Source organism: Bradyrhizobium sp. 142, from assembly GCF_023074015.1.
Taxonomy (GTDB): Bacteria; Pseudomonadota; Alphaproteobacteria; order Rhizobiales; family Xanthobacteraceae; genus Bradyrhizobium.
On sequence record NZ_JADPKQ010000367.1, the window covers coordinates 1 to 22,290 of the forward strand.

Consider the following 22,290-nt stretch of genomic DNA (forward strand, 5'->3'; position numbering starts at 1 on the left):
TCGTCTGCTCATCGTCTCTCCTGATTCGCGGGCCTATCGTGCCCGTCGTCAGGCAGAAACTCCACTTAACGTCCTGTGCAGATTTCCGGAGCCGGCTCTCTGATCGAGGAAGGCATCGTCGAACGGCACGATAAGACCGGCCGCTACGCCATCGGCAACCAGGTCCCTGAGCTGGCGCTGGCCCGCGCGCGGCCCTCGCCGCTGCTGGTCGCCGCAGGCCCTTCGCTGCGGCGCGCCTCCACCGAAATCGGCGACACGCTGTTCCTGACGGTGCGGACCGGCAACGACACGCTGTGCGTCGATCGCAGGATCGGCGCCTATCCGATCCAGGTGCTGTCGATCGAGGTTGGCGCGCGACGCCCGCTCGGCGTCAGCAGCGCAGGCGTTGCAATCCTTGCCGCCATGCCGGCGCAGGACGCGCGAAAGATCGTCGCCGCCAATGAGAAGCGGTTCGAAGCCTACCGGACCGACGCCGCGACGGTACTGAGCCAGATCGCCACGGCGAGGCGGCGCGGATACAATATGAGAGAGATTGGCCTGGTGCAGGGCACGAAATCGATCTCGACCTGGATCAAGACCCCGGACGGACAGCCGGCCGCGGCGATGACGGTGTCCGCCGTGCGGACGCGCCTCGGCCCGCGACGCGAGCAGGAGGTTGCGGAAATCCTGCTGCGGGAGGCCCGATCGATTGAGGAGGCCATCGGCGGCAGTCTCCGCTAGCGCTGCGCGGCCCCTTCGCCCGCCTGTGATAAGTCAATCGCATATGAGCTGAGCGTAGATCACACTGAAGCTACCACAGCGTCATGGCCGGGCCTGTCCCGGCCATCCACGCCTTTCCCCATGACACAAAGAACGTGGATGCCCGGGACAAGCCTGGGCACGACGACCTTCTGTGAATAGTCAATGGGCTGACGTGCCGCGCCTTTTTGTGGCACAAGGGCCGCCATCGCCGACCATCCAACGAGGCCGAGCATGCCCGCGCCCAAGCCGCCCGCTTTCGAAACCCTGAGCCTGCATGCGGGCCAGCATCCGGATCCCGCGACCGGCGCCCGCGCGGTGCCGATCTACCAGACCACGTCCTATGTCTTTCAGGACTCCGATCACGCCGCGGCACTATTCAATCTGGAGCGCGCCGGCCACATCTACACGCGCATCTCCAATCCGACCACGGCCGTGCTCGAAGAGCGCCTCGCGGCGCTGGAGGGCGGCGTCGGCGCGATCTGCACCGCGAGCGGTATGGCCGCGCTGCATCTGGCCATCGCGACGCTGCTGAGCGCCGGCGACCATATCGTGGCGTCGAGCTCGCTCTATGGCGGCACCATCAACCTCTTGGCGCACACGCTGCCGCGCTTCGGCATCACCACCACTTTCGTCAAGCCGCGCGACCTCGACGCGTTCCGCGCGGCAATCAAGCCGAACACCAAGCTGGTGATCGGCGAAACCATCGGTAATCCCGGGCTCGAGGTGCTGGACATCCCGAAGGTCGCTGCGATCGCACATGACGCGAAGATCCCGCTATTGATCGACAACACCTTTGCCACGCCCTATCTCAGCCGGCCGATCGAGCTTGGGGCCGATATCGTCATGCATTCGGCGACCAAATGGATCGGCGGCCACGGTATCGCGATCGGCGGCGCCATCATCGACGGCGGCCGCTTCGACTGGCGCGCCTCCGCCAAGTTCGGCGTGCTGACCGAGCCCTATGGCGGCTATCACGGCATCGTCTTCGACGAGCAGTTCGGCACGGCAGCCTTCATCATGCGGGCGCGAACGGAGGGCCTGCGCGATTTCGGCGCCTGCCTGTCGCCGACCAACGCGTTCCAGCTGCTCCAGGGCATCGAGACGCTCGGGGTGCGCATGGATCGCCACATGCAGAACACGCACTCGGTGCTGACGGCGCTGAAGGCTAGCAAGGCCGTGGACTGGGTGCTGCATCCCTCGCTGGAAGATCACGCCGACTATCAGCTCGCAAAACAGTTGCTGCCGCGCGGCGCCGGCTCGATCGTCTCGTTCGGCATCAAGGGCGGCCGGCCCGCGGGCCGCAAGTTCATCGAAGCGCTGCGCATGATCAGCCATCTCGCCAATGTCGGCGACGCCAAGACGCTGGTGATTCACCCCGCCTCGACCACGCATCAGCAGATGGACGCCGGACAGCTCAAGGACGCCGGCATCGGCGAGGAGCTGGTGCGGCTGTCGGTCGGTATCGAGACGGCGAGCGACATCATCGACGACCTCAACCAAGCGCTGCGCATCTCGCAAAAGGTCTGAAGCCATGAAGCTCTCCGTCAACGGCGCCGAGGTGTTTGCCGCAACCGGCGGCCGCGAGTTCGACGCATCCCTGCCCGCAATTGTCTTCGTCCACGGTGCGGGTTTCGATCGTTCGACCTGGGCACTGCACACGCGCTGGTTCGCCCATCACGGTTTTGCCGTGCTGGCGCCGGACCTGCCAGGCCACGGCCGCACGGCCGGGCCTTCGCTCGGCAGCATCGCCGAGATGGCGGACTGGACCGCGGCGCTGCTCGACGCAGCCGGCGCGGCGAAGGCGCATCTGATCGGCCACTCCATGGGATCGCTGATCTCGCTGGAAACCGCGGCGCGGCATCCCGACAAGGTGTCCGCGCTGAGCCTGATCGGCACTGCCACGACCATGACGGTCGGCCCGGATCTGTTGAAGGCAGCCGAAGCCAACGATCAGGACGCGATCGACATGGTTTCGATCTGGGGTCTCGGCTTTGGCGCCGAGCTCGGCGGCAGCCTCGCGCCTGGCCTGTGGATGCATGGCGGGGCGCAGGCGGTGCTCAAGACTTGCGAGCCGGGCGTGCTATTCAAGGATCTCTCCGCCTGCAATTCCTATGCGAATGCGCTTGCCGCTGCCGCGACCGTGAAGGTGCCCACGACCCTCATTCTCGGCGAGCGGGACATGATGACGCCGGCGAAGGCCGGCAAGGCGCTGGCCGCCGCGATCCCGCACGCGAAGACGGTCGTGCTGCCGGGCGCCGGCCACATGGTCATGGCCGAGCGCCCCGATGAACTGCTGGCTGCGCTGAGGAACTGAAGGGATCAATCGTCCATCTTGCGCGTTGCGGTCAGACATCCCTGTGAATTTCAGAGGGAACTGGACCATGCCAAGACAAGAAGTCATTCGCAAAGCGAAACAGGACAAGCGTGCCGGTAAATCGTCGAGCACGCAGGCCGGCGAATTCGTCAAGGACGAGATCGACAAAATTCGCAAGGGCAAGCACGGTGCGCGCTCGACGCGGCAGGCCATCGCCATCGGTCTGTCGGAGGCGCGCCGCGCCGGCGTCGATCTGCCGCCGCCGCGCAAGGGGCGAACCAAGAAGGCGACGCGCCGCAGCGCCAAATATGCCTACGAGGTGGGGCAAGGCAAACGGACTCCGAAGCGCCGGCCGCGTGTCTCGCGCGCTGTGGAAGGAGTGCTGAAGAAGGAGCCGCGTTCGACCGCATCGCGTAGCGCGCTGTCGAAACAGACCAAGCGTGCCGCAAGCCAGCGCAGCGCGGCGTCCCGCTCGGCCGCCGCCCGCAAGGCAAGCCGCACCAAGGGCGCCAAGGTCCGCTCCGCCGCCGCAAAGAAGGCGGCAAGCACCAGGGCGCGCCGCCGGAGTTGACCGAACGCGGGGCCGCGGCTTGCGCTGCTCATGATGCGCATCGCTCGCCGAAATCGGCCCCGCGACTGCCAAGCGACTTCAGTTCGCGCGACGGCTGCGCTGGGACAACACGGCGCGAGCGGCGCGCTCGGCCTCGCGCGCCGAGCGGAACTGCCGTCCTTCGAGACTGTCGAACAGGCGCTCGGAGGAGAAGAAGCGGAAGCCCCGCTCATCGCGGGTGACGATGCCGGCGGCGCGGTCGTGGATTTCGATGATGTAGGCATTCGATTGGGATTGGGACATGACTGCTCATTCGCCGGATTTCGGCGTTCTTGTCTGAATGTTGCGGTGTGAGATCGCTGCTACGGCGCGGTCAACAACAACAGGCGCCGGTGGCCGCCGAGAAACAGCGCCGCGTCATGCACTGACGCATGTCATCAGGACGACGCTGGTCAACGGTTCTCATCTTGCGGCTTCGATTCAAGGAGCAGTTTCGATGCCCTGAATATCGAGCGTTTGGCCTGAGCGGTCAATGAAATGTCTATCCATAATCGCCAGTGGCTCGCATCGGCATTTCTCCGGGTGCGAGCGCGGGCAAACGAATTCATCTCGCGATGAGTTCAACGCCAGCGCGCGGCCGGTCATGGTATCGTCCGGTCAACATGGAACAGATGCAAAGGAGGTCCAGACGTGGCGGATGATCTGAAGGGCCGCACGGCGCTCGTCACCGGCGGCTCGCGCGGAATCGGCGCCGCGGTCTGCCGCGCGCTGGCCGAAGCAGGCGCGGCCGTGGCGGTCAACTGCCGCGAGCGGATCGAACAGGCCGAGCAGCTCGCGAACGAGATCGGCAAGCGCGGCGGGCGCGCGATCGCCGTGGCTGCCGACGTGTCGCAGCGCGAGGCGGTGGCCGCGATGGTCGATCGCGTCACGACCGGACTCGGGCCGATCGACATTCTCGTCAACAATGCCGGCATCGCCATCACGCGCGGCATCGACGACCTCACCGAAGACGATTTCGACCGCACCATCCTGGTCAATCTGAAATCCGCCTTCCTGTGCACGCAGGCGGTGCTGCCGACCATGCGCGCGCGGAAGTGGGGACGCATCGTCAACGTCTCCTCCGGTGCCGCGCGCGGCGCCGGTTCGATCGGCCCGCACTACAACGCGTCCAAGGCCGGAATGGAGGGCCTGACGCGCGGCTATGCAGCGCGGCTGGTGAAGGAAGGCATCACCGTCAACGCGGTAGCGCCATCGCTGATCGAGACCGACATGATGAGCGCGCAGCCGCAACTCGTCAGCCGCATCCCGCTCGGCCGCTTCGGCGCGGCGGAGGAAGTAGCAAAGGCCGTGATGCTGCTGGTCGACAACGCCTACATGACCGGACAGACCATCGCGCTGAGCGGCGGCATGGCGTTCAACTGAAGTGATGATTGCGTCTTCCCTTCTCCCCTTGTGGGAGAAGGTGGCATAGGCGGCCTTTGGCCGCCGTTCTTAAGAACGCCGAAGCGAAGCTTCGGCTATGGCGCCGGATGAGGGGTATCTCTCCGCGCGCACACCAACTGCAAGATCAGCTCGCGGAGAGATACCCCTTACCCGTCTCGCCGCTATCGCGGCGAGCCACCCTCTCCCACAAGGGGAGAGGGGGTTACCCATCCATCCGCTGGACAAAAGCTACCACATCGTCGCTGCAGCGCGCGTGGGCCAGATCCGGTCGTAGTCCTCGCCGCCGACCTTGTTCTGGCTCATCTCGGCGAGGATCTGCCCCGGTGTCGGCAGCGTCTTCGGGTCGACGTGCCTGTCGGGATTCCAGAGGTCGGAGCGGACGATGGCGCGGGCGCACTGGAAGTAGATTTCATCCACGGTCATTACCATGACGCTGCGCGGTGCCTTGCCCTCGACCTTGAAGGAAGCCAACAGATCGGGATCGATTGAGAGATGGGCGCGGCCGTTGGCGCGGACCGCGTTGCCGGAGCCGGGGATCAGGAACATCAGGGATACACGCGGATCGCGCACGATGTTGCGCAAGGAGTCGACCCGGTTGTTGCCGCGCCGATCGGGCAGCATCAGCGTCTTCGGGTCGTGAATACGAACGAAGCCGGGCAGATCGCCACGCGGAGAGCAGTCGATGCCCTCCGGCCCGATAGTCGCGAGCGCAGCAAAGGGCGCCTTCTCGATGAAGATGCGATAGAGCGCGGTGACGTGGTCGGCGACTTTCATGATCGAGGCGTCATTGGTGGCGCCGTAGATGGCCTCTAACTGTTCGACCGTCTCAATCACCGACATTCCGTTCTCCTGGTTACACTGACTACTCGTGCCAGCCTTCGTTCCTGATCACGCGCACGAGCTGACGGCTGTGATAGTCCGCGCTGCCGGCATTGAGGATGGCGACATCGGCGCCCGCCGATGCGTCATCGACGCTGCGCGCGAGACGTTCTGTGATATTGCCATCGCTGAGCCGCGCCCGCGCCGCAAGCCGCTGCGCCAGCACGTCCGGCGGCGCGGTGATCGCAACCACGACGACGTTGGCATAAGTTCCGCGCAGCATGGCGATCACGGTACGCGAGACATTGGCGACTACCGTCCGGCCCGCACGGATGTCGTCGTTGATGTCCCGCGGCAAGGCATAGGAATGCCCATGTGCCTGCCAATGCACGGCGAAGCCGCCGTGATCGAGTGCGCACCGGAATTCGTCGGCGCTGACCGCAATATTGTCCTCGGCCGCAGAGGACTCGCGCGTGACGACGCGGCGCGGGAAGACGATGTCGTAATCATCGATGCAGGCTGTCTGCGCGAGCCGCAGCAAGGTGTCTTTGCCGGCGCCGCTGGGACCGACCACGAGCACGAGCCGCCCGGGTCCGATTGTCCCCGCCTGTTCCGGCACCATGACCACGGTCGCGCTCATGCGACGCGGCCTCCTTCGCGCCAGACGCTGCGGACGACGGGAACGCTGCCCGCGATGTGCACGCGGATCACGTCGGCGCGCTTGCCGACCGCGATCTCGCCGCGGTCGGAGAGGCCCACCGCGTCGGCCGGCGCCTTGGTCACGGTGCGAATGGCCGCCGCCAGATCAATCGCGGGCACGTGCTCCGGCAGATGCAGCGCTCCCATCAAAAGGCTCGACGGGATGTAGTCCGACGACAGGATATCGAGCAGGCCTTCGCGGGCGAGATCAACCGCGGCGATGTTGCCGGAATGCGAGCCGCCGCGCACGACATTCGGCGCGCCCATCAGGATGTCGATGCCGGCCTGATGCAGGCCGCGCGCAGCCTCGATCGTAGTTGGAAACTCCGCTACCGCTACGCCATCGCGCACGGCGTCCGCGACGTTTTCATCGGTGGTGTCGTCATGGCTGGCGAGCGGAATCTTGTACACCTGCGCCAGCGCCACGATCTCGCGCATGTTGGTCGCGGCATAGGCTTTCTGATATTCGAAGCGCCGTGCGAATAGCTCGTCGAGCTCGGCGTCGGTCTTGCCGCCGCCCTTGCCGCGGTAATAATCGCGCAGCTTGGCCTCGTCGCGGAACTGGCGCTGGCCGGGCGTGTGGTCCATCAGCGACATCAGCCGCACGTCGGGACGGCCGACCAGCTCCCTGGCTTCCTCGACCACGCTCGGCATCGGGATCTCGCAGCGCAGGTGCAAAAAGTGATCGGCGCGCAGGAGATCGGCATCGCGCGCGGTCGCGATCGCGGCGGCCAGGGTGCCGGCGCGGCCGTCGACTTCCTCCGCGCCGTCCTCGCGCCAGACCCGGAGCGAATCGAATACGGTGGTGATGCCCGAGGTCGCGAGCTGGCCGTCATACGACACGACGGCGGCGACCGGATTCCAGAATACTTTTGGCCGCGGCACGTAGTGGGCTTCGAGATGATCGGTGTGCAGCTCGATCAGGCCCGGCATGATCAGATCGCCGCCGGCGTCGTCGGCGCCCGCAGGCGCCCTGCCCTCGCCGATCTCGGCAATGCGTCCAGCCACTAGAGCGAGCCAGCCCTGCTCGATCACCCGGTCGGCCAGCACGATCCTGGCGTTGGCGATCACGGTTTCCTTCGGCTTGGCGTTCATGTCCTTCATTTTCCTTCAGGCCGCGGCGGCAAAGCTGGTGACGTCGACGACGCGGTCGGCAATCAGATGGCGTATCTCGTCGTCGTGGACGATCGCGACCATGGCAACGCCCTGGCGCTTCTTCTCGGCGATCAGCTCGACCACGACGGCGCGGTTGGCTGCGTCAAGCGAGGCAGTCGGCTCATCGAGAATCAGGATCGGCAGGTCCGAGATGAAACCGCGTGCGATGTTGACGCGCTGCTGCTCGCCGCCGGAAAAGGTCGCGGGTGGAAGCTGCCACAGCCGCTCGGGAATGTTGAGGCGATGCAGCAGGCTGCCCGCGCGCGCCTGCGCGTCGGTCCGGCTCATGCCGCCGGCGATCAACGGCTCGGCGACGACGTCGATGGTCGGAACCCGCGGCACCGCGCGCAGGAACTGGCTGACATAGCCGATGGTCGAACGGCGGACGTTGAGCACCTGCCGCGGCTCCGCGGTGGCAAGATCGATCAGCGCGCCGCGATGGCGGATGCCGATGCGGCCGGAGTCGCAGCGATAATTGCCGAAGATCATCTTCAGGATCGACGATTTGCCGGCGCCGGACGGACCCGACAGTACGACGCACTCGCCGGGGTCGACGTGAAAGGTCACGCCGCGCACCACCGGCAATTCGATGCCGCCTTGCAGGTGCATCGTAAAGGTCTTCTGGGCGTCGGCGACGTCGATCATGGCAGTCATCGGAGGGCTCGCGTTGGAAGGCTCATGGCGGTAGAATCGAGGAAACGAGGAGTTGCGTATAGGGCTCGCGGGGATCGTCGAGCACCTGGTCGGTGAGGCCGGTCTCGATGACCCGGCCGCCCTTCATCACCATCACGCGATGCGACAACAGCCGCGCCACCGCGAGATCATGGGTGACGATGATGACGGCGAGATGCAATTCGGCGACGAGGCTGCGCAAGAGGTCGAGCAGGCGGGCCTGCACGGACACATCGAGACCGCCGGTCGGCTCGTCCATGAACACCAGCCGCGGCTCGGTGACGAGGTTGCGCGCGATCTGGAGGCGCTGACGCATGCCGCCGGAATAGGTGCGCGGCGCATCGTCGATGCGCGCGACGTCGATCTCGACGCGCGTGAGCCAGTCCGACGCGGTGTCGCGGATGCGGCCATAGTGGTTCCAGCCCACGGCCATCAGCCGCTCGCCAACATTGGCGCCGGCCGAGACCGCCATGCGCAGGCCTTGCGCGGGATCCTGGTGCACAAAACCCCAATCGGTGCGGAACAGGAAGCGTCGCTCAGCCTCGCCGAGCGTGGCAAGATCGCGGGTGACGCCGTCGCGCATCCGGTAGGACACCTGCCCGCCGCTGGCCGCGAGCTGGCCCGACAGCAACTGGAGCAGCGTCGACTTGCCCGAACCGGATTCGCCGACGATCGCCAGCACCTCGCCGGGATAGAGCGCGAACGACACGTCGCGGCACGCGGCGATGCGTCCATAGGACTTGCTGAGGGATTTTGCGACCAGCAGCGGCTGGTCGTTTTCAAGCATATCGAGATCAGCCATTTGATCCCTCCTGCGCGCTCTCCTTGTACGGCGCGGCGCTGAGGCTGCCGTGATGGCCGGCGGCCTGGCGGCCCTCGCAATAATCGGTGTCCGAGCACACGAACATCCGTCCGCCCTTGTCGTCGGTCACGATCTCGTCGAGATAGGAATTCTCAGTGCCGCAAAGGGCGCAAGGCGCGTTGAAACGATACGGCTCGAACGGATGGTCTTCGAAATCGAGCGACACCACTTGCGTATAGGGCGGGATCGCATAGATGCGCTTCTCGCGGCCGGCGCCGAACAGTTGCAGCGCCGGGCAATTGTCCATCTTGGGATTGTCGAATTTCGGCGTCGGCGACGGGTCCATCACGTAGCGCGCATTGACCTTGACCGGATAGGCATAGGCGGTCGCGATGTGGCCGAAGCGGGCGATATCCTCGTAGAGCTTGACATGCATCAGGCCGTATTCGGCGAGCGCATGCATCCGCCGCGTCTCGGTCTCGCGCGGCTCGAGGAAGCGCAGCGGCTCCGGGATCGGCACCTGATAGACCAGCACCTGGTTCTCATGCAGCGCCGTCTCGGGGATGCGGTGACGGGTCTGGATCACCGTTGCATCCTCCGTCGCCGTCGTCGTCGCAACGCCGGCGGTCTTGGCGAAGAATTTGCGGATCGAGATCGCGTTGGTGGTGTCGTCGGAACCCTGGTCGATCACCTTCAGCACGTCCTTGGGCCCAAGGATCGCGGCGGTCACCTGCACGCCACCGGTGCCCCAGCCATATGGCATCGGCATCTCGCGGCTGGCGAACGGCACCTGATAGCCCGGAATCGAGATCGCCTTCAGGATGGCGCGACGGATCATTCGTTTCGTTTGCTCGTCGAGATAGGCGAAATTGTAGGCGGGCGCGTTCATTCCGCGGCCTCCTTCATGGCATCAGCGCGTTGGCCTCGGCAAACGCTTCAGCAAATTCCTGGCGCAGCTTGCGCAACAGGCCGAGCTCGGACTGGAAGTCGACGTAATGCGGCAGCTTCAGATGCTCGACGAAGCCGGTCGCTTGGACGTTGTCGGAATGCGACATCACGAACTCCTCGTCCTGCGCGGGCGCTGTGGCCTCCTCGCCGAGTTCGCGGGCGCGCAGCGCGCGGTCGACCAGCGCCATCGACATGGTCTTGCGCTCGCTCTGGCCGAAGGCGAGGCCATAGCCGCGGGTGAAGCAAGGCGCTTCCGTCGCCGATCCCTTGAACTGGTTGACCATCTGGCATTCCGTGAGCTCGATGGAGCCGAGCGGCACGGCGAAGCCGGCGTCCTCGGCGAAGAATTCGACCTCGACCTCGCCGAAGCGGATTTCGCCGGCGAAGGGATGGTTGCGGCCGTAGCCGCGCTGGGTGGAATAACCCATCGCCAGCAAGAATCCTTCGTCGCCGCGCGCCAGATTTTGCAGGCGCAGGTCGCGGTCCGCTGGGAAGTTCAGCGGCTCGCGGGTGAGATCGCCGACGCTGGCGCCGTCCTCTGCCTGCGGCGAGGGCTCGATCAGTCCGTCTCGGCCCAGAATATCCGTCACGCGCGGCGTCGGTGCCGTTGCGGCTTCGGCCGTCGCCGGCACTTCGGGCACGAACCCCTCAGCGAGCGCCGGATCGAGCAGGCGATGCGTGTAGTCGAAGGTCGGCCCGAGGATCTGGCCGCCGGGAATGTCCTTGAAGGTCGACGATACCCGCCGCTGCACCCGCATCGCGCCGGTATCGACCGGCTCGCTCGCGCCGAAGCGCGGCAGCGTGGCGCGGAAGGCGCGGACCAGGAAGATCGCCTCGATCAGATCGCCGCGAGCCTGCTTGATCGCGAGCGCTGCAAGCTCGCGATCGTAGAGCGAACCCTCGCTCATGACGCGGTCTACGGCGAGGCCGAGCTGCTCCGAGATCTGGTCGAGCGTGACCTCCGGAACGTTTTGGTCGCCGCGCCGCGCATTTGCCAGCAGGCGATGGGCGTGCTCGATGGCGCGTTCGCCGCCTTTGACTGCGACATACATGTGATTAGCTTTCCTTGTTCGCGACACGCGCGGTGCGCGGAATCGCAACCACCGCGTCATCGGCCACCAGCACCACGTCGATGCCGCGCGGAAACAGCGCCTCGTTGACACGCAGCCGCTCGAACAGATCGGCCGGCCGGATCGCCGCCTGAAGCGTCGCGACGCCATTGATGCCCGGGCCACGCAACTCGAAGCCGCGTCCGGCAGCCAGGCTATCGACCTGGACGATCAATGTGGTCGAACGGTCCGGATATTCATTGCTGCCGAGCGCGAAGCGTTCGAGCGCCGGAAGCGTGGCGCCGTCGCTGATCAGCGCAAAGCTCGCGATCGAGCAGTCCTGCACGACCGGCGTGCCGGTGTGGAACTTCAGCCATTTCACCACGTCGGAGCTTTCCATCATCCGCGCGTCGAGCCAGATCGGCGTATCGTGATCGAACAGCGTGAGCGCGATCGCAGCCGTGCCGCGCATCATCGCAGCGGGCGCCCCTGCCATCGGCACGATGCGCTGGACCGAGCCCGGCCGCGCCATCGCGTCCATGACCGAGCGAAAAGTCGATTGCGCCGATAGCACCTTGTCGACGAAACCCGGCGGCAATTCCGCAATCGTGGTCATGGCCTCAACCCTCACCGCGCACCATGGTGTAGAAATCAACCTTCGTCGCGGCGGTCTCAGCCGCCGCCTGCTTGCGCCGAATCATAAGCTGCTCGCGCAACGGCGCGATAACATCCCGCTCGACCGACGCGCAAAAATCCCGCGACTGCACCAGCGCATCGCACAGCGCGATCAGCCGCGCCTTCTCACTATTCCGCCCGAGCGTGTAGCCGAAGCCGACCTCGCCGCTCGCAAGCCGCACCGCGGCGCGCGACACCGTCGCCTCACCCAGGTTGAACGGGGCGCCGTCGCCGCCGACCCGGCCGCGTAGCATCACCAGGCCGTTTTCGGGCTCGCGCAGATCCTGATGGCCCGGTAGCGCGAGAGTGCGGAGGCGAGCGGCGATCTCGCCCGCCTCCGCGTGCGCCAGCACGGCCATGACGGCCTTGCGCTGGGCTTGATGATTGTTGTGCTGGGTCACCGCGTCCATCGACCTTGCCGCATTTAAGTTGTCTATGATAATAGACAACTTCATACGGAAGCGCCATGACTGTTTCGTGACAAAGCTGTGATTTCTGGGCTAGGCTGACCAGCGATATGAGCATGCAGGACACCTCTTCTTCCGGCGTCGCGTTGTGGCGTCTGGTCGCCGACGGCATCGAGCGCGGCATCGCCGACGGCCGCTTTGCCGCCGGTGAAAAGCTGCCGGGCGAGGTAGAGATCGCCGAAACCTATCGCGTGAACCGCCACACCGTGCGGCGCGCGCTGGCTGCGCTTGCCGAGCGCGGCCTGGTGCGCGCCGAGCGCGGCAGCGGAACTTATGTCGAGGCGCAGCGCCTCGCCTATCCGCTACGCTCGCGCACGCGCTTCTCCGAGATCGTCGGCGCCGGCGGCCGCGAGCCGCGCGGCCAGCTGATCGAGGCCTCCGAAGACGTCGCGACCCGCGAGGTTGCGCGAGAACTCGGCTTGAAGACCGGTGCGCCGCTGGTCCGGATCGAGGCGATACGCCTCGCCGACCGCACGCCGATCTGCGTCTCCACCACATGGCTGTCGGCGGAATTGTTTCCCGGCGCAGGAGCTGTGTTCGCAGCGACTCGTTCGATGACAAAACTGCTCGCGCATTACGGTGTCCGCGACTACCGCCGCGGCGCGACCCGGATCACCGCCGGCATCGTCGACGCAACCGACGCCACGCGCCTCGATCTCCCGCTAGGACGGCCGATCCTGGTGGTTGACGCGACCGACCACGATCTCGAAGGCAAGCCGCTGGTGACCAAGCATTCCCGCTTTGCGGCAGAGCGGGTCGAGTTTCTGGTGGAGAACGGGTGAGCTGGCTGCCACGCGGGCGGTCCACCTCTCCCCTTGTGGGAGAGGTCGGATCGCATCGTAAGATGCGATCCGGGTGAGGGGTCTCTCTCCGCGAGCGCAATTCTCATTTGAATTCGAAGAGACAACCCCTCATCCGGCGCTTCGCGCCACCTTCTCCCACAAGGGGAGGAGGGAAGAAGGACTGTGGTCGGCGAAGAATCTACGCCACCGCTCTTCGCCCGATGATGGCAAAGCGCAGCTTGCCCGAGATGAAATCGATCGCGGCGACTGCGACCAGGATCATCAGGATCAGGAACGACACCCTCTGCCATTCCAGCACGCGGATCTGCTCGGCGAGTTGGAGGCCGATGCCGCCGGCGCCGACGATGCCGATGATGGTGGCCGAGCGCGTGTTGGATTCGATGAAATAGAGCACCTGGCCTGCGATCACGGGCAGAACCTGCGGCAGCAGGCCGAAACGGATCTCGTGCAGCGCGCTGCCGCCGGAGGCGCGGATGCCCTCGACCTGTTTCTGGTCGGCGCCCTCGATCGCCTCCGAGAACAGTTTGCCGAACGAGCCGAAATCCGACACCGCGATTGCGAGCACGCCGGCGAACGGGCCGAGCCCGACCACATTGATCCACACCAGCGCCCAGATCAGCGTGTCGACGCCGCGGATCGAATCGAGAAAGCGGCGGACGGGGAAACGCAGGATCTTTGACCGCACCACGTTGCGCGCGGCGAGCAGGCTGACCGGAAGCGCGAACAATGCCGCCAGCGTCGTGCCCAGCAGCGCGATCGACAGCGTCTCGCCCAGCGCCTTCAGATAGATCGGCAGCGAGGAGCCGGGATCCGGCGGAATCATCATCAGGCTGATCCAGCCGAGCTGGCTGAGGCCTGAAAAGAAGCGCGACGGCGAGAAATCGAGATCGACGAAGCCATACACCAGGATCGCGAGTGCTGCGACGATCATCGCAGGCGTCGCGAGCCGCGCCGAGGCCGGCCGGTCGAACACATCGGGATAGCGCGCGCGAAGCTGCGCGGTGTCGACTCGCTGCGGCTTGGTCACGTCCGCGCCTCCTTGCCGAACAGGCGACCGCGCAGCCAACCGGTGGCGATGTCGATGATGAAAACCGTGACGATGATGGTGAGCAGGATCGCGCTGACGTCCGAATAATAGAACTTGCGGATGGCGACGACGAGTTCCTGGCCGATACCGCCGGCACCGACAAAACCCATCACGGAGGCTTCGCGGACGTTGATCTCGAAGCGCAGCAGCGCGTAGCTGGCATAGCCGGCCGTGACCTGCGGCAGGACGGCGAAGCGCATGCAAGCGAGCCAGCTCGCGCCGGTCGAGCGGATACCTTCGACCGGCTTCATGTCGGCATTCTCGACAATCTCCGAGAACAGCTTTCCAAGCGCGCCGGTGGAGTGGATCGCGATTGCAAGCACGCCCGCCATCGGGCCGAGGCCGAAGGCGATCACGAAGATCAGCGCGAAGACGATGCCGGGGACGGTGCGGGCGAATTCAAGCAGGCGCCGCACCACGAAACGCAGCCAGGGTGCGGGCAAGGTATTCTCCGCCGCGAAGAAGTTGAGGGCAAAGGCCAAGGTCGCGCCGATCAGTGTGCCGACATAGCTGATGAGCAGGGTCTCGCCCAGCATCTTCAGCCATTTGCGCCAGCCCCACAGCCATTCGCCGACATCGGTCCAGACGCGCTGACCGCTGTCGAGCGTGAAGATGCGGTCGAAATAGCTGAGGAAGTTGCCGAAATAGGTGAAGAGGGTGCGCAGGTTCACTTCTGCGCCGACCGCGGCGAGAACCAGGGCGGCGGCGAACAGCGCCACTCCAAGTAACAGACGCCAGCGCCTGCGCGCGACCGCCCGACTGTAGGCGGCATTGAGCGTCGTCAGCTGCTGCTCTGGGAGGATCGAAACGGCGATCGTCATGGATTGAAAAGGTGCTCGTCGAAAGAGAAAGAGCCGGGTCCATCGACCCGGCTCCAGTGCTATCGTCCCGAAACTCAGGACGCCTTCTTCTTACGGAGCGCATCGACGAACTTGATCAGTTCGATCGTGCCATCCCAATCCTTGGTGGTGGCGGGATGAAAACCCTTCTTCTGGCCGTCGGAGAGGCGGTCGAATGCGGCCTTGTCCTTGGCCGGCGCGTCGAAGAACGCCTTGGCGATTGCCACCTTGGCCTCTTCCGGCAGGTCGGAGTTGTAGGCATAGGGGCCGTTGATTATCGGCGCCGACTTGTGGATGATGCGGAAGTCGTCCTTCTTCATCGCAGAGCCGTCGGCATTCTTCAGCATGCCCTTGGTCAGCATCTGCGCCAGCGTGGAATCGTCGTCGCTGGTCCACTGGTTGGTGGCAACGTCGACCGTGCCCTGCGCCAGCGCCAGGATCGCGTTCTCGTGGCTGCCGGTGAAGACGACCTTGCCGAAATAGCTGTCGGCATCCGCGATGCCCATCTTGTCGAGCTCGAAGCGCGGCACGTTGTTGCCGGAGGTCGAGTTCGGATCGACCAGGCCGAGGTTCTTGCCCTTGAGCTGATCCACGCTCTTGTAGGCGCTGCTGGCCTTGACGAAGAACACCGAGTAGTAGCCGGTCGAGCCGTCGGCGTTGATGTCGTTGGCGAAGGCGTCGGTCTTGACGCCGGTCAGGCGGGCGCGCGCAAACGAGGCAGAGCCGTAGCTCGCGATGTGGATGTTGCCGGCACGCTGGCCTTCGATGACAGCGGCGTAGTCGTTGGCGATGCGTAGCGTGACCTTCACGCCGAGCTGCTTGGACAGATAGTTCACGAATGGCGCCCAGCGCTCGGTAACGCCGGAAGCATTTTCAGCCGGCACGACGGCGAAAGTCAGCTCGGGATATTTGGCTTTCCAGTCGTCGGCGGAGGCTGAAGTCGTGAGGACCAGCGCAGCGGCGCCGGCAAGAATGAGTCTGCGAGTGATCATGAAACTCTCTTCATCGGTTGGAGTCGGTTGACGCAAAACGGGTAAGTACTGGTGTGCGCAGCTCAGGCAGCGGCTGCCGTTCCAAGCGCGGGAATGTCCTCGGGCGCCGGCACGGGCGCCCCGCCCATGACGTCGGCGGCTTCGAGGTCGTAAAGTTCGCGCGCGACATGCTCGGTCAGCGCGGCGGGCGCGCCGTCGAACACCACGCGGCCCTGCGCCATGCCGATCAGGCGATCGCAATAGCTGCGCGCCAGATCGAGCGAATGCAGATTGCAGAGCACGGTGATGCCGAAGTGCTTGTTGATGCGCAAAAGCGCATCCATCACGATCTTGGTGTTGCGCGGATCGAGCGAGGCGATCGGCTCGTCGGCCAGGATGATGTCGGGCTGCTGCACCAGCGCGCGGGCGATCGCCACGCGCTGCTGCTGGCCGCCCGAGAGCTGGTCGGCGCGCTGGGCCGCGAGCGAGGCGATATCGAACTGTTCGAGCGCCGACATCGCCAGCGCCTTGTCCTGCTCCGGCCAGGTCTGCGTGAGCGAGCGCCAGGCCGGCATCGTTGCCAGACGTCCCATCAGGACATTGGTCAGGACGTCGAGCCGGCCGACCAGGTTGAACTGCTGGAAGATCATCGCCGACCGGGCGCGCCACTGCCGCAGCTCCTTGCCGCGCAGCGCTGTCACGTCGACGCCGTCGAACAGGATGCGGCCCTGTGTCGGCGTCACGAGGCGGTTGATGGTCCGCAGCAGCGTCGACTTGCCGGCGCCGGAGCGTCCGATCACACCGACGAAGCCGCCCGGAGAAATTTGAAATGAAGCGTCGTCCACGGCGGCTTTGACGCCGAAGCGACACGTCAGACCTTCCACCACCAGCATGCAGGGCTCCAGAGTAGCTGGCTGCCACCGCTAACGCCGGTGCTTGACACTTGTGTGACACCGACGCTGCGGTGCGGCGATGCTACACAGCTTCATCCCCTGTCATCAGCGCGTCATGACATTGTCACCAAGCCACTCGAAGAGGAACGTCCCGCCTCCTGCAGTCCGGATCCACCATGGCAGCCAAATCGCTATCGGTCCAACCGACCATCGATTCCACAGCGAAGCTGCACGAGACCAGACTCGGCGCCTATACCGAGGTCGGCGCGCGCACCATTCTGCATGAAGTCTCGATGGGCGATTACTCCTATGTCGTGAACGACGCCCAGATCACCTACACCACCATCGGAAAGTTCTGCTCGATCGCGGCGATGACGCGCATCAATCCCGGCAATCATCCGATGCACCGCGCCACGCAGGCGCATTTCATCTATCGTTCGAGCGCCTATTTCGAAGGCGAGAGCGATGATTCCGAATTCTTCGACTGGCGGCGCCAGCATCACGTCCATATCGGCCACGACGTCTGGATCGGTCATGGCGCGATCGTGCTGCCGGGCCGCAACATCGGCACCGGCGCGGTGATCGCGGCCGGCGCCATCGTCACCAAGGACGTGCCGGCCTACAGCATCGTCGCCGGCAATCCGGCGCGCATCGTGCGGCGCCGGTTCTCGGAGGACGTCGCGGGGCGGCTCGCCAGACTCGCCTGGTGGGATTGGGATCACGACAAATTGCGTGAGGCCCTGCCCGATTTCCGCAAGCTCGGGATTGAAGATTTCCTCTCGACATACGAAGCACGGGAGAATTCCCCTTCAGACAAACGAAGCGCGGTCGCGTGACAGATATTTTCCTCGAGGGCGGCCGGGCCAAGATCGGCACCGAGTTCGTCGAAACCTCGCTTCTCGTGTCGGGAACGGACATTGCGCAGGTTGGCGCGGCTCGCGGCCGTGCGCGGCTAGCGATTGATGCGCGCGACCTGCTGGTGCTGCCCGGCATCGTCGATCTGCACGGCGATGCCTTCGAGCGGCAGATGATGCCGCGCGCCGGCGTCGACTTCCCGATCGACGTCGCGCTCGCCGACAGTGATCGCCAGGCGATCAGCAACGGCATCACCACGGTATTCCACGCGACGACCTGTTCCTGGGAGCCGGGGCTACGCTGCGCCGACAATGCGCGAAGCCTGATGGAGGCGATCGAGCCCCAGCGTCCGCATTTTGCTGCCGACACTCGCTTCCATCTGCGGCACGAGACCTACAATCTCGATGTCGAGCAGGAGATGAGCCAATGGCTCACTGAGGGCCGCGTCGACCTGTTCGCCTTCAACGACCACATGGATGGCACGGTCGGCGACATGGCCAAGCCGCGCAAGCGCAATCGCATGGTGGAGCGCACCGGATTGTCGAGCGAGGCGTTTGACCGGCTGGTGGAGCACGTGCTTTCGCGCGCCGGTGACGTGCCGGCTTCGGTTGCGCGGCTGGCTGCCACGGCCCGCGCAGCCCGGGTGCGCATGCTCTCGCATGACGACGCGACGCCGGCCATGCGCCAGGCGTATCGCGCCATGGGCGCGACCATCGCCGAATTTCCGGTCACCGAGGAAACGGCACGCGCCGCCGCGGCCGCCGGCGATGCCATCGTCTACGGCGCGCCGAACGTGGTGCGCGGCGGCAGCCACACCGGCTGGACCAGGGCATCCGACATGATCGCCAAGGGCCTCTGCTCGGTGCTGGCGTCGGACTACTACTATCCCGCGCCATTGCTCGCCGCGTTCCGGCTCGCCGCCGACGGCGTGTTGCCGCTGACGAAGGCCTGGGATCTGGTCTCCGCGGCCCCTGCGCGCGCGACCGGCCTCACCGATCGCGGCATGCTGGCTACGGGGCGCCGTGCCGACATTCTGCTGGTCGACGACACGGTGCCGCTGCGGCCGCAGCTCATCGCCGTGATCGCCGGCGGCAAGCTCGTGCATCTCACCGATGCGACGCGGCTGCTCAGCGCGGCGGCGATGCCGCGCGAGACTGTCGTCGCGGCATAGATCGGTTATGCTCGGGCAATGACAGGTTTTCCCCGCTACGCGATCTATTTCGACGCCGGCGCCGACAGCGCCCTCTCCCGCTTCGGCGCCGAGCTGCTGGGCTACGACGCCCATACCGGCGGCGAGTTGTCCTTTCCCGATGACGCGTTGCATGTCGCGCCGGACTGGCACGACGTCACCGCCGATCCGCGCAAATACGGCTTTCACGGCACGCTGAAGGCACCGATGGCGCTGCCCCCCGACAGGACCGAAGCCGAACTGACGGCCGCCTGCGCGGCATTCGCCCGCAAGGCGCGGACGATCCCGAGGATCCGGCCGGTCGTGGATTCCATCAGCGGCTTCATTGCGGTGATTCCGGCCGAGCCGGTCGTTACGCTTCAAGAACTCGCCGCGGATTGCGTCCGCGATTTCGATTCCTTCCGCGCACCCTTATCGGCGGAGGACCGCGCGCGGCGCAAGCCGGAGAAGCTGAGCGAGCGGCAGCGCGACTATCTCGACCGGTGGGGTTACCCTTATGTGATGGAAGAATTCCGCTTCCACATGACGCTGACGGGCCGGCTGGATGCGGAGCGGCGCGGGCCGATTCTCGAGATGCTGCGAGCGCGGTTTGCAGCGCTCGGTGTCGATACGCTCGCGATCGATCGCATTGCGCTGTTCAGGCAGGATGACGACAAGGCAAGATTCCGCATTGTGGGCGAGTGGGCTTTGCCGCGGTAGGCTTCAGTGCCAGCTCGCGAGATTGAAGACGAGCGCGACGACGCCAACCAGAATGAGACTGGTCGCCCAGATCGCATCCAGGTTGAACCAGCTTCGCGAGACGAACCTCAATCCCAGATAGCGGTAGACCAGCCACGCCAGAGATCCGCCAACGCTGATCATGGCGGCAACGTGCACCAAAGACACCAGTACCGCCATCCCGAGACTTGCCTTCATCAGCGCGCCGGCGGCCTGATGGCCCGCATCAAGTTCGAAGGCCTGGCAAAGCCCGAGATAGATCGGCACGAGCATCAAGGCGGCGCCGTGAGCAATGGCAACGGCAAATGACCAGAGCGCCAGTTGCGTTGGCGGAATTCGTGCCAGCGTGCGCGGATGGCGCCGCTCGATTAGCCGATAGACGCCGAAGCCGATGACGAGAAGGCTCGCGCCGAGTTGGATCGAACGCTGCCACTCGGCCAGCACGAGCAGGAACGCGAATGGCAGCAGCACGAGAAGTGTTGCCAGCAGATGTCCGGCCGCCAGGGCCCACAACGCACGAAAGAGCGCGCGCGGGTTCTTGTCCATGAGCCCGGCCGAAACGGCGAGCGGCCAGCCCATTCCCGGATTAACCCCGTGATAGAGACCGCTCGCGACAAGAGCGAGCCACAGCCAGCCGAGCGCCGGGCTCGCATTCCCCCAATCTAGGCCGATGGGTAGCAAAAGGAGTCCGTCGAACAATCGCCGCCCTCCAGCCTGATCTGGTGCGCACGATATCCGTCGGGGAAGCTCACGAAGTAGTCCTTATTGAGCTCGAGGCCGCCATTGCCACCGACATTGGCCATGACCTCCACACCCGGAACGCCGTCGGGATAGAACTGGTCATCCCAGCTGGAATAGAGCGAATTGGTCCAGTACACGCGCCTGCCGTCGCGGCTAATCTCGACCATCTGCGGGCCGGCCGCAAATGCCTTGCCGTTCGGATGGGGGGTGCGACGCGCGATGCCTCCGATGTGAACCGAGCCCGCAAGCTTCGGCTTGCGCGGATCACTCACATCGTACTGGCGCATTTCACCCGTGCCCCAGCACGAGACATATAGGAGACGATCATCCATCGACAGGTCGATGTCGGTCACCAGCGGCGGCACGGCGCCAAAGCCCTGGAGCAGCGGCGGGAGCTTCTCCTTTGACGCGGGCTCGGGCGGGATCGTCGCCGTCTTCTCCGCGTGAAATTTTCCGCCTTCTCGCCACCAGGTCCAGATCGATGCTTCGAGATTGGTGGTGTCGACCACAACGCCTACGAAGCCGTATTCGCGAACCGGATCGTGCGCCGGCCGTACCTCCAGCGCCATCTGATGATTGGCGCCGAGGTCGATGGTCTGCACGTTGCGACGGGCGCGGAGATCCCAGAAGTGGAGACGATGGCCATATTTGTTCGCCAGCAGATCTTCCGGGACGATCCCGTTCTCGAACTGCGGCGGCAACGCCCATTCACTCGTCACCATGTAGTCGCGCGGCAGATTCCACCAGAAATCATAGTGCAGCGTCTGCGGACCGCGGTCGATCTCCCATCGTCCAAGGACTTCGAACGTCTCGCAATCCATGATGAAGACGCCCGGAGGCCCGTTGGTGCCGTCTTTGCCGCCGCCGCCCAGCGTGCTCACATAAATGCCGTCCGGCCCGCAATGGATGGTATGCGGTCGCGAGTAGCCGGTCCTTTTGAAGACTTCCTCAGGCTCGATGATCTTGTGGATTTTGGCTTTGGTCGGATCGGGCTTGGTATCGATGATGTAAATCCGCGACGAGCGCAGTCCGGGGATGATCAGATAGCGCCGCTCGATGAAGGCATGTCCGGCGAGCGGCGACAAGGCGGAGGAACAGGCATTCCAGCCGAAGTGATGAAACTCATCGCCCTTGTTGGGCATCGTCACGGTGTGGACGATTTGGCTATAGGTCGGCGATCCCGGCTTGACGTCGATGACCGCGAGAGCATCCGGTTTTGAGAAATCCGGACTGAGCAGCAACGTGTAGGCAAAGTTCTCTGCAGGTGCTTCCATCGCAAGCTTGGGCGATGCGTGAAAGGTGGGATCCGGCCTCATCGTCATGGCACTGCCTCCCTGTTTCGTCGGTTCGCTCCAACCTGGCTCGGGATAGCGGCATAATCAAAGAACTGGCCCGCGATGTCTTGAGACGCTCCGCCGGCCTGGTCGGCGAGCGTATAATACGTCATCGCCAGGCTGCGGGAAACCGCCCGAACCGCGTTAATTCGACGCCTTCAGCCAGAGGGAAGCCGGCCGGATCAGGCTAGCATTACAGTTGTCTTTTTGATTTGACATGAGCGCGTTGAGCGGCAGCCTGATGAGCTCTGCGCCAGAAAGACCATGCGATGATGCGTGCGGGTTGAATACGCTTTCGAGCGAGTCTGATGGCAATGCGGCGGATTTCCTGGATTGACCAACGGATCAGTGGCGGCGTGGTTATGCTTTGGCTTTTGCCGGGGGGCGACGTTTGGTTTTTTTGGGCGGTGGCGGATTAGCGCGATGGCGGATCGCGGCCATCATGGCGAAGGCGAGCATCACCAAGGACACATGACGGTGCCAGCCATGCCAGGATCTGCTCTCGTTGTGATCCAGCCCGAACTCGT

The 22,290-nt window shown here is 65.0% G+C and carries 24 protein-coding genes and 2 pseudogenes; 9 read left to right on the forward strand and 17 right to left on the reverse strand.

From position 1 onward, the window contains the following. The first annotated feature begins 75 nt into the window (after positions 1-75). The 4 genes from IVA82_RS33645 (at position 76) to IVA82_RS33660 (ending at position 3,626) form a co-directional block, all read left to right on the forward strand. Positions 76-720 carry an IclR family transcriptional regulator C-terminal domain-containing protein gene (locus IVA82_RS33645; RefSeq protein ID WP_247385081.1) on the forward strand — a complete coding sequence of 215 codons (645 nt, stop codon included), beginning with the start codon at positions 76-78 and terminating at the stop codon, positions 718-720. 252 nt (positions 721-972) lie between these two features. Beyond that, positions 973-2,268 carry an O-acetylhomoserine aminocarboxypropyltransferase gene (locus IVA82_RS33650; RefSeq protein ID WP_247385083.1) on the forward strand — a complete coding sequence of 432 codons (1,296 nt, stop codon included), beginning with the start codon at positions 973-975 and terminating at the stop codon, positions 2,266-2,268. A 4-nt stretch (positions 2,269-2,272) separates the two neighbouring features. After that, positions 2,273-3,055 (forward strand): alpha/beta hydrolase, encoded by a 783-nt coding sequence (locus tag IVA82_RS33655; protein WP_247385084.1) that lies wholly within the window; start codon positions 2,273-2,275, stop codon positions 3,053-3,055. 67 nt (positions 3,056-3,122) lie between these two features. After that, the gene (locus IVA82_RS33660; RefSeq protein ID WP_247385085.1) at positions 3,123-3,626 is read left to right on the forward strand and encodes a DUF6496 domain-containing protein; all 504 of its coding nucleotides are present in this window, start codon (positions 3,123-3,125) and stop codon (positions 3,624-3,626) included. A 78-nt stretch (positions 3,627-3,704) separates the two neighbouring features. Here IVA82_RS33660 and IVA82_RS33665 read toward each other — a convergent pair whose 3' ends face one another. Then, the gene (locus tag IVA82_RS33665) at positions 3,705-3,908 is read right to left on the reverse strand and encodes a hypothetical protein (protein WP_247385086.1); all 204 of its coding nucleotides are present in this window, start codon (positions 3,906-3,908) and stop codon (positions 3,705-3,707) included. Positions 3,909-4,295: 387 nt separating this feature from the next. Between IVA82_RS33665 and IVA82_RS33670 the strand changes: the two genes are divergently transcribed. Further along, complete coding sequence (locus tag IVA82_RS33670; RefSeq protein WP_247385087.1) at positions 4,296-5,027, forward strand: SDR family NAD(P)-dependent oxidoreductase; 732 nt, start codon at positions 4,296-4,298, stop codon at positions 5,025-5,027. A 249-nt stretch (positions 5,028-5,276) separates the two neighbouring features. Here the strand turns inward: IVA82_RS33670 and IVA82_RS33675 are convergent, their stop codons facing one another. The 9 genes and pseudogenes from IVA82_RS33675 to phnG all read right to left on the reverse strand — a co-directional run bounded on the left by IVA82_RS33675 (position 5,277) and on the right by phnG (position 12,277). Beyond that, positions 5,277-5,888 (reverse strand): pyridoxamine 5'-phosphate oxidase family protein, encoded by a 612-nt coding sequence (locus IVA82_RS33675; protein ID WP_247385088.1) that lies wholly within the window; start codon positions 5,886-5,888, stop codon positions 5,277-5,279. Positions 5,889-5,910: 22 nt separating this feature from the next. Continuing rightward, positions 5,911-6,507: a phosphonate metabolism protein/1,5-bisphosphokinase (PRPP-forming) PhnN gene (phnN, locus tag IVA82_RS33680; protein WP_247385089.1), complete on the reverse strand. Its 597-nt coding sequence runs from the start codon at positions 6,505-6,507 to the stop codon at positions 5,911-5,913. Continuing rightward, positions 6,504-7,661, reverse strand: a complete 1,158-nt coding sequence (locus tag IVA82_RS33685; protein WP_247385090.1) for an alpha-D-ribose 1-methylphosphonate 5-triphosphate diphosphatase — start codon at positions 7,659-7,661, stop codon at positions 6,504-6,506. Before IVA82_RS33685 ends, phnN begins: the two co-directional genes overlap by 4 nt. A gap of 15 nt (positions 7,662-7,676) precedes the next feature. Continuing rightward, positions 7,677-8,375, reverse strand: coding sequence for a phosphonate C-P lyase system protein PhnL (gene phnL / locus IVA82_RS33690; RefSeq protein ID WP_247385091.1), 699 nt, complete (start codon positions 8,373-8,375; stop codon positions 7,677-7,679). A gap of 22 nt (positions 8,376-8,397) precedes the next feature. Continuing rightward, on the reverse strand, positions 8,398-9,195 hold the full coding sequence (gene phnK / locus IVA82_RS33695) for a phosphonate C-P lyase system protein PhnK (RefSeq protein WP_247385092.1): 798 nt from the start codon (positions 9,193-9,195) through the stop codon (positions 8,398-8,400). Beyond that, positions 9,188-10,084, reverse strand: a complete 897-nt coding sequence (locus IVA82_RS33700; protein WP_247385094.1) for an alpha-D-ribose 1-methylphosphonate 5-phosphate C-P-lyase PhnJ — start codon at positions 10,082-10,084, stop codon at positions 9,188-9,190. The genes phnK and IVA82_RS33700 overlap by 8 nt, the downstream gene beginning before the upstream one ends. Further along, positions 10,081-11,195, reverse strand: a pseudogene (locus IVA82_RS33705) (carbon-phosphorus lyase complex subunit PhnI). The gene IVA82_RS33700 and the pseudogene IVA82_RS33705 overlap by 4 nt, the downstream one beginning before the upstream one ends. Positions 11,196-11,199: 4 nt before the next feature. Beyond that, entirely contained in the window at positions 11,200-11,808 is a 609-nt protein-coding gene (gene phnH / locus IVA82_RS33710; protein ID WP_247385099.1) for a phosphonate C-P lyase system protein PhnH, read from the reverse strand. Positions 11,809-11,812: 4 nt separating this feature from the next. After that, entirely contained in the window at positions 11,813-12,277 is a 465-nt protein-coding gene (gene phnG / locus IVA82_RS33715) for a phosphonate C-P lyase system protein PhnG (protein WP_247385100.1), read from the reverse strand. A 107-nt stretch (positions 12,278-12,384) separates the two neighbouring features. Here phnG and phnF point away from each other — a divergent pair, with 107 nt between their 5' ends. Beyond that, positions 12,385-13,116 carry a phosphonate metabolism transcriptional regulator PhnF gene (phnF, locus tag IVA82_RS33720; RefSeq protein WP_247385101.1) on the forward strand — a complete coding sequence of 244 codons (732 nt, stop codon included), beginning with the start codon at positions 12,385-12,387 and terminating at the stop codon, positions 13,114-13,116. Positions 13,117-13,315: 199 nt separating this feature from the next. On the opposite strand, the gene phnE (IVA82_RS33725) is transcribed toward phnF, so the two are convergent. From phnE (IVA82_RS33725) to phnC, 4 genes are all read right to left on the reverse strand, one after another. After that, entirely contained in the window at positions 13,316-14,164 is an 849-nt protein-coding gene (gene phnE, locus IVA82_RS33725) for a phosphonate ABC transporter, permease protein PhnE (RefSeq protein WP_247385103.1), read from the reverse strand. Next, entirely contained in the window at positions 14,161-15,045 is an 885-nt protein-coding gene (gene phnE, locus IVA82_RS33730) for a phosphonate ABC transporter, permease protein PhnE (protein WP_247385104.1), read from the reverse strand. The genes phnE (IVA82_RS33725) and phnE (IVA82_RS33730) overlap by 4 nt, the downstream gene beginning before the upstream one ends. A gap of 74 nt (positions 15,046-15,119) precedes the next feature. Continuing rightward, positions 15,120-16,055, reverse strand: coding sequence for a phosphonate ABC transporter substrate-binding protein (gene phnD, locus IVA82_RS33735; protein ID WP_247385106.1), 936 nt, complete (start codon positions 16,053-16,055; stop codon positions 15,120-15,122). 62 nt (positions 16,056-16,117) lie between these two features. After that, a complete protein-coding gene (gene phnC, locus IVA82_RS33740; RefSeq protein ID WP_247385108.1) occupies positions 16,118-16,927 on the reverse strand; it encodes a phosphonate ABC transporter ATP-binding protein in 810 nt (269 codons plus the stop codon). Positions 16,928-17,103: 176 nt separating this feature from the next. Here phnC and IVA82_RS33745 point away from each other — a divergent pair, with 176 nt between their 5' ends. The 3 genes from IVA82_RS33745 to IVA82_RS33755 are packed head-to-tail and all read left to right on the forward strand — an operon-like array spanning position 17,104 to position 19,670. Then, positions 17,104-17,763: a chloramphenicol acetyltransferase gene (locus IVA82_RS33745; RefSeq protein WP_247385109.1), complete on the forward strand. Its 660-nt coding sequence runs from the start codon at positions 17,104-17,106 to the stop codon at positions 17,761-17,763. Beyond that, a complete protein-coding gene (locus IVA82_RS33750) occupies positions 17,760-18,953 on the forward strand; it encodes an alpha-D-ribose 1-methylphosphonate 5-triphosphate diphosphatase (RefSeq protein WP_247385110.1) in 1,194 nt (397 codons plus the stop codon). The genes IVA82_RS33745 and IVA82_RS33750 overlap by 4 nt, the downstream gene beginning before the upstream one ends. Before the next feature lie 18 nt (positions 18,954-18,971). Then, positions 18,972-19,670: a DUF1045 domain-containing protein gene (locus tag IVA82_RS33755; protein ID WP_247385111.1), complete on the forward strand. Its 699-nt coding sequence runs from the start codon at positions 18,972-18,974 to the stop codon at positions 19,668-19,670. 3 nt (positions 19,671-19,673) lie between these two features. Here IVA82_RS33755 and IVA82_RS33760 read toward each other — a convergent pair whose 3' ends face one another. From IVA82_RS33760 to IVA82_RS33770, 3 genes and pseudogenes are all read right to left on the reverse strand, one after another. Then, the gene (locus IVA82_RS33760; protein WP_247385114.1) at positions 19,674-20,267 is read right to left on the reverse strand and encodes a hypothetical protein; all 594 of its coding nucleotides are present in this window, start codon (positions 20,265-20,267) and stop codon (positions 19,674-19,676) included. An 83-nt stretch (positions 20,268-20,350) separates the two neighbouring features. After that, positions 20,351-21,751, reverse strand: a complete 1,401-nt coding sequence (locus IVA82_RS33765) for a selenium-binding family protein (RefSeq protein ID WP_247385112.1) — start codon at positions 21,749-21,751, stop codon at positions 20,351-20,353. Between the two features lie 372 nt (positions 21,752-22,123). Continuing rightward, a pseudogene (locus tag IVA82_RS33770) lies at positions 22,124-22,290 on the reverse strand (IS701 family transposase); the annotation flags it as partial.